We start from the raw sequence: 10744 nt of genomic DNA, 5'->3' as shown, positions 1-10744 counted from the left end.
CAGTCTATCCTGAGCGTCTCAACCGTCTTTCCAGTCCGTCAGGCCGTCTCCCCGACCCGTCAGCACCGCCTCAGCAGCGCCGGTGAAGGGGGTTCTAAGCATAACACTTATCAGCCGCAAGCGAAAAAACACGTTCTGCGGAAATTTTTTGCAAATCATAATTTTCCACAATAATATCAATGCAATAAGATGTCAGATCGCCCTAGAATCCATACCCCTATCACGGTTAGCAGGCGGGACTCTTTGTTGGAGTCGTACCGGGACCGGGAACAGCACACAATATATAGAGGCTACGTGGATACGCTACACAAGAAGCCACGACTCGAATTGGGCGAGTCGCCGGGCTTTCCGAGTCTGAATCGCCAAGTTTGGCGATACCATTGACACAACAAGGCACGTTGAGGATCGATTTCCCCCACCCGTTTGTCCCCAGTCGTTAACCGGAGATACATCCAGCCAAACACTTGCGCCCGTACGTCAGATGCGGTCAGGTTCCCGGGCGACTGTAACAGTACCGGCTATGGCAAAACATGAATACCGTTGATCCTTTCCCAATGGTTCGAACCGTCGGCCTTGACGGCATTCTGGTGACCTACGCCGATACCATGACAGAACGGTCAAATCGTGCAGCGCTGGCGTTTCGGACAGAAGTTGACAACTGGAACTGGGAAGGTGTGTGCGAAACATCGACCTCTCTTGCATCGGTCTACATTCGGTTCGATCCGTTACGCCTGCACTATCGTGAGTTGGAGATTCGCGTCCAAGCGCTTCTGAAACAGCACGACTGGTACAATGCTGCTTTGCCTTCGGGCCGCAAGCTGTGGCGAGTGCCAACGGTATTTGGCACGGAACTGGCACCCCAACTGGAGGACGCCGCCAGGGCGGCTGGGCTGACAGCAAGTGAAGCGATTCATCGGCTTGGCCAGTCCCGGGTTCGTGTGCTGACAATCGGCTTTGCACCGGGGCAGCCATATCTCGGGCCATTGGATCCGGAGTTCAACATTCCCAGACTGAAGGATTTGAACCCGATGGTGCCAGAAGGGGCTTTGGTTCTGGCAATCTCGCAGTTCGTGCTGTTCTCCGGCCCAACGCCGACCGGATGGCGGCATGTGGGGCAGACTGCCTTTCGCTGTTTCCGGCCCGAGAGCGATCCGTGCTTTGCATTGAATCCTGGGGACGAAATGCAATTCGAACCCGTCTCACGTAAGGAGTTGGAACATATTCAGGCAACAAACAGTGACGGCACAGGTGGCGCGACCTGTCAGGAGATTGTCTGATGAGTCTGATCGTCCATCGCATTGGCCCATCTTGCACGCTCCAGGATCAGGGACGCTCTGGCTATCTGGATCAGGGTCTTTCAAGGTCAGGAGCCGCCGATAATCTTGCATTGCACGAAGGCGCGGCCCTGTTGGGGCAAAGCCCGGAATGTGCAGCTTTGGAATTGGCGGGGACCGGGGGGGAGTTCGAAGCCACCCGGACCATTCGCATCGCTTTGACCGGTGCACCGATGCAGGCCAGCATTGATGGCAGCGCCGTCGCGTGGCACGCCTCGCACAGTTTGGAGACCGGGCAGCGATTGGTAATCGGGGCGGCGCTTCAAGGCAACTATGGCTACCTGCATCTGGGCGGTGGCGTTGATGCCGAGGTTTTTCTTGGGTCCCGCTCGACCCACCTGACCGCCAGGATCGGGCAACCATTGCAGCCTGGCGATGTTTTGGTTGCCGGACCTGACAACGGCAATACTGGGATGAAACTGCGCCCCGATGATCGGTTTTCGGGTGGCGTACTGCGCGTTGTCAGAAGTTTTCAGACCCCTCTCTTTGACAATGCAACCCTTGATCGCTTTGCCGCCACCGAGTTCCGGCGGGGCGCGCGGGCCAATCGGATGGGCATGCAACTGGAGAGTGATGGCGAAGGCTTTGCCGCCAAAGGCCAGCTCAATATTCTGTCCGAGGTCATTACGCCCGGCGACATCCAGATGACCGGCACTGGAAATCCCTTCATTCTGCTGCCTGAGTGCCAGACCACCGGAGGCTACCCGCGTGTCGCTACCGTTCTACCATGCGATTTGCCGCGCGCTGCGCAGACCCCGGCGGGTGGAAAGATTCGGTTTTCGTTTGTTACCATGGACGAGGCCCTGAACCTGCATGCCGCTTACCAATCTGAACTTGCGCGCCTGCCGGGCCGTGTCGAGGCACTTGTGCGCGATCCGCATGACATCGCCGACCTGTTGTCTTACCAATTAATCGGCGGAGTCGTCTCTGCCACCGACTAAGGAGATATGCCGATGCCCCGCGTTGATCTGAATGCCGATATGGGTGAAAGCTTTGGGCCCTGGAAAATGGGGGACGACGAGAACCTTCTAAAGATCATCACCTCGGCCAATATAGCCTGCGGCTTTCACGCGGGCGATCCGGATGTGATGGCAAAAGCAATGGCCACTGCCGCTGAAAATGACGTCGGCATTGGCGCGCATCCCGGCTTCCCCGACCTTCAGGGCTTCGGACGGCGCAACATGAAAGTGCCGCATGCCAGCCTGCGCAATCTGGTGCGGTATCAATTGGGCGCCGCCATTGGGGTGGCGAAAGCAGTGGGGACCCATGTACGCCACCTGAAGCTGCACGGCGCGCTGGCCAACATGTGCTCGGTCGATCTAGACATGGCGCGGGCTTGCTATCAGGGTGCCTTGGACGTGGACCCGGACATCATCATAATGGTTCTGGCAGTAACCCGGCAGGAAGAAGCCGTGCGCGAACTGGGCTGCAACTGGGTGGGCGAGATATTCGCCGATCGCGCTTACAACAATGATGGCACTCTGGTCGACCGTAGCTTGCCCGGTGCCGTCATTCACGACGCCGACATCGCCGGGCCACGCATTCTGAACATGGTCCGAGAAGGTGCCATAATCACCGAAAGCGGCAAGCGGCTGGAAACTTCGATCGACACGATCTGTTTGCACGGCGACGGACCGACCGCCGTTCAGATCGCCCGCTCGGTACGCCAGAACCTGATTGACGGCGGGGTCGAGGTCACAAAATTCACCAGATAGACAGGTCTTCGCAACCATCTGCCCCCGATATCTTACTGTTGCCCGATTGCCGGTCAGCCCCTAGCATGTGCGCAAGTGCATGTTCTGAATACTGTAATTGAAACAACGTAGTTCGCGATGGTTGGTCCGGCCAATCCCGTCGCAGCCTGTTTTCTCGCAAGGAGGCACACAAATGTCTTTCGACCTGATGTCGTATCAGCCCAGAGGCGACAAGAAGAATTCCGAATTTTTCACTGAGTATCTGCCAATGATTTATGAGCGGCGGACCAGTTCCGGAATTGCTGGTCAGGTCGGACCAATGCGGGCGATTGTCATTCAGGTCGAACCGAATGCGTTGTTCGACACGATGGTCGAACTTTACGTGATGACGCCGTATCGCCACTCGGCAAGCTATCTTGGGGCGACGCACAAGTTCGCGGTAATGCACTCTCACCCCGAATATCCGGCGCTGATCATCATGGCCCCGCTGAGCGAAACGTTCGAGGATTTCATACCCCGCATCAACCGCATGTACCCTCTGGCCCGCAAAACACCGCAAACCCGGTACGTGGGTGAGGTATTCGCGGCCTCGAACCTGAATGATCTGAGCAAAACACTGGAAGATCAGAACATCCGATTTGAATATAGCGGTGATACCGAGAATCCGTTTTACACGCTGGACGGATTCCGCTTTACCACCCCGTCGGATTTCACCTGCAACCGGGTCGGCTATTCCTCACATGATTTCAATGATCCCGACAGCCTTGGCCTGGGCGACCGCGTCTTGCTGAGCGACGCCGAGAAGCAGCTTCTGCATGAGGCGGCGGCCTTCGCGGAAGACACCAAGATCGGTCCCTTGATGCTGGGGTTCGACCATCTGGCCACCCGTGTTCTGGCCGGTGAGCGGGAAGATGCGATCCTCGAGTTCCTGACCATGGTGCCCTACTATTTCTGGGGGGCATACAACATCTTTGACATGAATTCGTCCACGAATGTGAACCGGAACGCCAATGTCGATGACGACAAGAAGTCGCCTGCCAAGGTGTTTACGGCCAACAACACACCGTCATTCGTGAATTCATTTGCCAAGCTGCCGATGCCGACCGAAGACTTTGTCCGCAATTTCGGACGCCGCCTGCATCACATGGCCGTCGAAATATTGGATGGCGATCACGGCGCGGGTGAAAAGAACGTCGATTTCGTGGTGAACACCCTCAAGGACAAGGGCGTGCCGTTTCTGGCCCATGTGGTGGGCGAATGCAAAGACGACCCAAACCTTAAACAGATCTTCTCTAAACACTCGAAGAACACTTTGCTGATCACCGAGTATATCGAACGCTGCCACAAGTATGACGGGTTCTTCACCAAGGATAACGTCGCTGCCCTGACAGCCGCCGCCGGTCAGGATGAGCAATACGAACACGGCCACGTATTCGACTGAAAAAAAGGCTGCGAGGGGAACTCGCAGCCCAGACCCATCCAGGAGAGAATATGCCGGGCCTTATGATGGCCCGATCATGAAACATGTGACATTGCGCGCCTGCAGGCGGCGGCAGGCCAGATCGGCCTGTTCGCGGGTCATGCCCTGAAAGGTGGCGTCAAACCCGCGCGAGCTTTGGTTCACCTTGCGCAACGTACCTTCCAGCGTGGTCATCTCCGACAGCGCCGTTTTCAGCAGAATCTTCTCAGCTTCATACCGGGTTGTGTAGCGTCCCACGTTCACGCCCCAAAGATGCCCACCTGACGTAGACAGCCGGGTAACGACCTCCTGCTCGGGTTCGGGCTCCTTTGCAGGTTCGGCCGACGCCAAAACCAGATTGTCCGGGCGAAGCGCCGGACGCGTGTCCGAATTTTCGACAGGAGGTGCGGTCGGCGCGATATCTGCCGCCGCAATCGCTGCCGCTATCCCGTCCTGAATACGCTCTCCGTTCTGGGCTGCTGTTTTGGCGACGGTTCCTGCCACCTGCACTGCACCACCAGCGGTTGGGCGAAGGACCGGTCGCAGGCTTTTTTCCGGCGCGCCTACAAGGCTGGCGACCTGCGTAGCACTGCCCAGCCCGGCGTTTCCTGCATAGGCAGGACGTGCGGGTTTGCGAATTGGCGCGCGCGACGGAGCCCGGCGGAAACCCATGTCCAGCAGTTCGGCCACCTTGGCGTTGCGCGACGCGCCCGACTTGCCGCCAAAGACAGTTGCAATGATCCGTTCATCCTTGCGCTTGGCCGATGCAACAAGGTTGAAACCCGCAGCCCGTGTGTATCCGGTTTTGATCCCGTCCGCGCCTTTGTACGCAGCCAGCAACCGGCGGTTGGTGTTGGGCACGGTCTTAATGCCCGCATGCGTCGACTGTCGCGAAAACAGGTTATAGTACTGCGGATAATCATAAAGCAGATGGCGCCCCAGCGTTGTCATGTCGCGGGCCGTCGACAAATGACCGGACTCGGTCAAGCCGTGCGCGTTCTTGAACGTCGTGCGGCTCATCCCCATCGCCTTGGCCGTGCGCGTCATGCGGCGGGCAAAGGCTGCCTCGGACCCGCTGAGAGTAATCCCGATGGCCGTGGCCGCATCATTGGCCGATTTTACTGCGGCTGCGCGGATCAGATAGCGAAACGCGATGGTTTGTCCGGTCCGCAGGCCCAGTTTTGAAGGCGGCTCGGAAGCAGCCTTGCTGGTGATCCGAACCGGCGTATCCAGCGTGATTTCACCGTTACGCACCGCCTCAAACGCAATGTATAGCGTCATCATCTTGGTCAGAGAGGCCGGGTGAAGGCGCGTATCGGCATTGCGCGAATGAAGAACCTCACCGGTGCGCGCATCAATCACCATCGCCGCGTAGGGTGCTGCAATGGCCTGCAATGGCACAAAAACAAGTAACCACAACAGTGCTGTAAGGAATAAGCCCATTCGGGCTGGAACTGTCCGCCGAATCTGCACGATCTTTGCCTCTGTCTGCCTCGCACCGCCGGGTTTTCCCGGTCGGCTTCATTTATTTTGTTGGCACAAGGCTAGCACAGGGCTGTCGCTAAATAAACCGAAAGCTGGGCAATTCGCCCATTCGTGACGCCTAACAAAACCCCAATATGTAGCGGTGCGGCCAAATCCGCCCACTAGATGCACACCCCGGACTCGGGTTTGGTCACGGTAGATCAAGAATTTATGAAACTGAGACCTATTGGCAACATCAGGTCAGACCCCTGACGAGATCGACCAGATCGCCCAGATCGGCAAGCTCGTGGAATCGCGGATTGTCGCTGGGGGTTTCGGCCTGCTCGACCTCCCAAACCAGCCCGTGCGGTACATGAACGCCCCATGCGCCGGCCTGAATTGGCGCAACGACATCCGACCGCATCGAGTTGCCGACCATCATCGAAGCCAGCGGACCATCGCCATGCTGTTCGAAAATCCCACGATAAACCTCGGGTGTTTTTTCCGAGACAATTTCCACGTGATCAAACAGATCGCCCAATCCCGACTGTGCCAGTTTCCTTTCCTGATCGATCAGATCTCCCTTGGTGATCAGAATCACACGGTGGGTTTCACATACACCTTCGATAGCGGCCTGTGCATGCGGCAAAAGCTCGATCGGGTGGGCCAGCATCTCCTGCCCCGCATTGATAAGCTGCCGAATGACGGATGCGGGCACCCGATCCTCGGTCACTTCGATCGCAGTTTCGATCATGGACAGGGTAAAGCCCTTGATACCGTATCCATAGTGACGGATATTCCGCTTTTCGGCAGCCAACAGGCGATCCATCAAGTGATCGCGGTCCGCGTGATCGGCCAGCAGATCCGCGAAATGGGCCTGGGTGAGCTGAAAGAATCGCTCGTTGTGCCACAGTGTGTCGTCTGCATCGAAGCCGATGGTGGTCAGTTTTTCATGCATTCCGATACGTCCGCTTGCTCTTTCCTCTGACGCCAACGACGTTATATAAGCGCTCAGATAAACCGAAGCCTGAATCGAATTGTTAAACGCGATGCTGCATTACCAATGGATGATGTCTGACCAATCGGACGACGATGCGAACTCGTCGGTTCTTGTGCAGACACGCCCCAAGACCAAGCGTCCGCCATTGTACAAGGTTCTGCTGCTGAACGACGACTACACGCCGATGGAATTTGTGGTGCATGTACTGGAGCGATTCTTCGGGATGACCCATGCACAGGCGTTCGAGATCATGCTGACGGTCCATAAGAAGGGTGTTGCCGTCGTGGGTGTCTTCAGCCACGAGATCGCCGAAACCAAAGTGGGACAGGTAATGGATTTCGCCCGCAGGCACCAACACCCCCTGCAATGCACCATGGAAAGAGAAGAGTAAGCAAAAGCGGCCGGGCCTGATGCTCCGAGCCGGACCTCTTGCCGGTATCACACATGACGTCACGTATTGATCTTGCTCTGGAAAGCGGTCTGGTGCTGTCGCAGCCGCTGACCGTGATCGGCCCTTCGCCGGATTACAATCTTTCCGCTCTGCCACGCGGAACTCAGGTGGTTCAGCCCTTCAAACCCTTCCACGACCATTTCGCGACGTTGGGTTTCGATGTCACGCCGGCATCTGAGGAACCCTGCGAGGACGCAATTGTCTTTTTGCCACGCGCCAAAGCGCTTGCCCGGTCCATGATTCATCAGGCGTGTCACCGTGCCAGCGGTAGGGTCGTCGTCGACGGCGGCAAAACGAATGGCGTTGACAGCATTCTCAAAGACGTTCGCAAACGGGTGCCAGTCGAGGGACCGATTGCAAAGGCGCATGGCAAGATTTTCTGGTTCCAGTCCGACAAATCGACCTTTTCCGACTGGGCCGCGCCGGAAGTTCAGCACGCTGACGGCTATCTAACAGCCCCCGGTGTCTTCTCGGCTGACGGTATCGATCCGGCATCGGCATTGCTGGCGCAGGTACTGCCTGAAAATCCGGGGCCTCGGGTTGCCGATCTCGGCGCGGGCTGGGGATTTCTTTCGGCCAAACTGCTGGAACGAGCCGAAGTTCGCACGCTGCATGTGGTCGAGGCCGATCATACAGCGTTGTCCTGCGCCCGCTCTAACGTGACTTCTCGGGTTGCGTATTTTCATTGGGCTGATGCCGTGACGTGGAAAGCGCCCGAGCCCTTGGACACGGTGATAATGAACCCACCCTTTCACACCGGAAGAAGCGCTGAACCTGCGCTGGGCCAGGACTTTATCAAGGCGGCAGCACGCAACCTGACCCGCAATGGCGAACTGTGGATCGTCGCAAACCGGCATCTGCCCTATGAGGCCACGTTGTCAGACTGTTTCAGGCAAGTTGAAGAGGTCGCCGGTGACAACCGTTTCAAGGTGTTCCACGCCTCTCGCCCTCGCCGGTGATCCCGGTTAACCTGCGCCAAACCTCCGGAGGAAGCTCATGTCGTTTTCCATATCAGGCAAAACCGCAATCGTAACAGGCGGTGCCAGTGGTGTCGGCCTGGCAATCGGCCGTCACTTTGCGGATGCGGGCGCAAACGTCATGTTCGCGGATATGGACGAAAAGCGATTGATCGAGGAGTTGGGGGAACAGGCAGATGACAGCAACATTCGGTATTTCGCAGGCGATCTGCGCGAGAAGCTGACCATTGCCAATTTGCTTTCCGCAACCATCGATGCCTTTGATCAGGTGGATATTCTGGTCAATGGATCAAGACAGGTCCGGCAGACGGACCCGCTGGATGCGGATGACGACTCGGTCCGTGATTTGCTGAACCAGAACCTGATGCCTGCCTTGCGGCTCAGTCAGCTGGTTGCCAAACGCATGACGAAACAGGCCGAAGATCAGGATGATGGCCCTGCGGGTTCGATCATCAACTTGTCTTCCATAGCGGCGCGGCGCACGCACCCCGATTTGCTGGCTTATTCTGTCTCGACCGCTGCACTGGATCAGATGACGCGTTCTCTGGCGGTTGCACTGGCGCCGAACCGTATCCGCGTCAATTCAATCGCATTGGGCTCGGTCATGAGCGCGTCACTGCAATCAACCCTGAAAGAAAACCGCGATTTTCGCAAAGACATTGAAAAACATACACCTTTGGCCCGGATTGCTGCTCCGAACGAACTGGCGGAAACCGCGCAGTTTCTGGCCTCTGATGCGGCCGGCTTCATTACTGGTCAGATCATGACAATCGACGGAGGCCGAACCCTGCTGGATCCGGTCGCCGCTCCAGCGCACTGAGACAAATGTTCGAAAACGAAAAATCCGCCGCTGCCGCATGGTTCCGCCAATTGCGTGATGAAATCGTTGATGCGTTCGAGTCTCTGGAGGATACACATGAGACCGGGCCGTTTTCGGACGCCGCAGCCGGACGTTTTGAAGTCAAACAAACCACGCGGCAATCAGAGGATGGATCGGACGCAGGTGGCGGGTTGATGTCGGTCCTGCGCGGTGGGCGCGTTTTTGAAAAAGTCGGTGTCAACGTCTCGACCGTGTACGGATCACTGGGCGAGCGTGCGCAGCAGGCCATGGCAGCCCGCAAGGGTGTTCCGGGCATGACCGAAGACCCCAGGTTCTGGGCATCAGGCATCAGCCTTGTCGCGCACATGCAAAACCCGCACGTACCAGCGGTGCACATGAACACGCGGATGTTCTGGACACCTCATGCCTGGTGGTTCGGGGGCGGTTCAGACCTGAATCCCTGCATTGAATATGACGAGGACACTGCGCATTTCCACGCCACCCAAAAAGCCCATCTGGACCCGCACGGGCCAGGACATTACCCGCGGCTGAAGGATTGGGCTGACGAGTATTTCTATATCCCCCACCGGAAAAGGGCACGCGGGGTTGGCGGCATTTTCATGGATGATTACTGCACCGGCGACTGGCAGGCTGATTTTGCCCTGACGCAGGACATCGGCCGCGCATTCCTGCCTGCGTTCCTGCCATTGGTGGAAAGGCGCCGGGTCCAGGGGTTTGATGACATCCACAAGAACGCTCAGCTTGTGCATCGCGGGCTTTATGCGGAATACAATCTGGTCTACGACCGGGGCACCAAATTCGGACTGGAAACCGGGCACGATCCGGACGCCGTTCTGATGAGCCTGCCGCCTATGGCCAAATGGGTCTGATCAATCTCGTTCAGAACCCGAAATCCATGAAATTGTCATAGCAATAGTCCTGTGCTGAGGCCGCCGTCATGTTCGCGCCTACCCGTTTGACGGTGACGGAATAGCCCGGGCTGGTATCGGCACCCTCGGGCGGTGTCAGCGAGAACTGTACAGTCCTTGCTTTGGGCACATAGGCGCCGGCAATATATATGCGTTGGTTGGATTTGGTTCTCAGCGTCCGGATTGCATAATCCCCTATGCCGCACCAGTACGCCACCGGGGCAGAAGTGCCGATCGCGGCAACCTCGTAGACACCGTTTGGCAGCGGCGTCACCGTGGTCCGAAACGCGGGCCGCACGGCAATGCCAAAACCGACCGCCTGTGCTATCCCCGGTATGACGATCAACATCGCCAGAGCCGCAGTCTTTGCAATCCGCATCTTGATCGCCTCCGTGTAACCCAAGTTATCCGATATAAAATAATAATTGTGCTGCGCGTCGAGTAAAGCCGTGGTCGCCTGCCCTTTTTCAGTGTTTTACCCCTGTGCATTTGGCAGACGGCTCGAATTTGCCGGTAAAACGAACGCCCTTTATTGACTCATGCTGCACCGGCACAATAGGAGAGGCCGGGTTGGTCGCATCGGGCGGCCTGCGCATTTCCCTATGGAGTTCAAAGC

At 57.3% G+C, this 10744-nt stretch carries 11 protein-coding genes; 8 read left to right on the top strand and 3 right to left on the bottom strand.

Features of this window, described 5'->3' with window-relative positions:
• Positions 1-530: 530 nt before the first annotated feature.
• From ACR0CG_RS03835 to ACR0CG_RS03820, 4 genes are all read left to right on the top strand, one after another.
• Positions 531-1277: a 5-oxoprolinase subunit B family protein gene (locus tag ACR0CG_RS03835; RefSeq protein ID WP_480522908.1), complete on the top strand. Its 747-nt coding sequence runs from the start codon at positions 531-533 to the stop codon at positions 1275-1277.
• The gene (locus ACR0CG_RS03830) at positions 1277-2275 is read left to right on the top strand and encodes a 5-oxoprolinase subunit C family protein (RefSeq protein ID WP_480522907.1); all 999 of its coding nucleotides are present in this window, start codon (positions 1277-1279) and stop codon (positions 2273-2275) included. Before ACR0CG_RS03835 ends, ACR0CG_RS03830 begins: the two co-directional genes overlap by 1 nt.
• 12 nt (positions 2276-2287) lie before the next feature.
• Positions 2288-3049, top strand: coding sequence for a LamB/YcsF family protein (locus tag ACR0CG_RS03825; protein ID WP_480522906.1), 762 nt, complete (start codon positions 2288-2290; stop codon positions 3047-3049).
• A gap of 172 nt (positions 3050-3221) precedes the next feature.
• Positions 3222-4469, top strand: a complete 1248-nt coding sequence (locus ACR0CG_RS03820; RefSeq protein ID WP_480522905.1) for a hypothetical protein — start codon at positions 3222-3224, stop codon at positions 4467-4469.
• 60 nt (positions 4470-4529) lie between these two features.
• On the opposite strand, the gene ACR0CG_RS03815 is transcribed toward ACR0CG_RS03820, so the two are convergent.
• Positions 4530-5930 (bottom strand): D-alanyl-D-alanine carboxypeptidase family protein, encoded by a 1401-nt coding sequence (locus tag ACR0CG_RS03815; RefSeq protein ID WP_480522904.1) that lies wholly within the window; start codon positions 5928-5930, stop codon positions 4530-4532.
• Positions 5931-6207: 277 nt separating this feature from the next.
• Positions 6208-6909, bottom strand: coding sequence for an HAD family hydrolase (locus tag ACR0CG_RS03810; protein ID WP_480522903.1), 702 nt, complete (start codon positions 6907-6909; stop codon positions 6208-6210).
• A gap of 91 nt (positions 6910-7000) precedes the next feature.
• On the opposite strand from ACR0CG_RS03810, the gene clpS reads away from it, so the two are divergent.
• The 4 genes from clpS to hemF are packed head-to-tail and all read left to right on the top strand — an operon-like array spanning position 7001 to position 10089.
• Positions 7001-7342: an ATP-dependent Clp protease adapter ClpS gene (clpS, locus tag ACR0CG_RS03805; RefSeq protein ID WP_170614437.1), complete on the top strand. Its 342-nt coding sequence runs from the start codon at positions 7001-7003 to the stop codon at positions 7340-7342.
• 53 nt (positions 7343-7395) lie between these two features.
• Complete coding sequence (locus ACR0CG_RS03800; RefSeq protein WP_480522902.1) at positions 7396-8361, top strand: class I SAM-dependent methyltransferase; 966 nt, start codon at positions 7396-7398, stop codon at positions 8359-8361.
• 37 nt (positions 8362-8398) lie between these two features.
• Positions 8399-9199, top strand: coding sequence for an SDR family NAD(P)-dependent oxidoreductase (locus ACR0CG_RS03795; protein WP_480522901.1), 801 nt, complete (start codon positions 8399-8401; stop codon positions 9197-9199).
• Between the two features lie 5 nt (positions 9200-9204).
• Positions 9205-10089 (top strand): oxygen-dependent coproporphyrinogen oxidase, encoded by an 885-nt coding sequence (gene hemF, locus ACR0CG_RS03790; RefSeq protein ID WP_480522900.1) that lies wholly within the window; start codon positions 9205-9207, stop codon positions 10087-10089.
• Positions 10090-10099: 10 nt separating this feature from the next.
• On the opposite strand, the gene ACR0CG_RS03785 is transcribed toward hemF, so the two are convergent.
• On the bottom strand, positions 10100-10507 hold the full coding sequence (locus ACR0CG_RS03785) for a hypothetical protein (protein ID WP_170679731.1): 408 nt from the start codon (positions 10505-10507) through the stop codon (positions 10100-10102).
• Positions 10508-10744 lie beyond the last annotated feature (237 nt).

This window comes from Ruegeria sp. AB8 (genome assembly GCF_056542605.1).
This window is presented reverse-complemented; position numbering and strand designations above follow the sequence as displayed.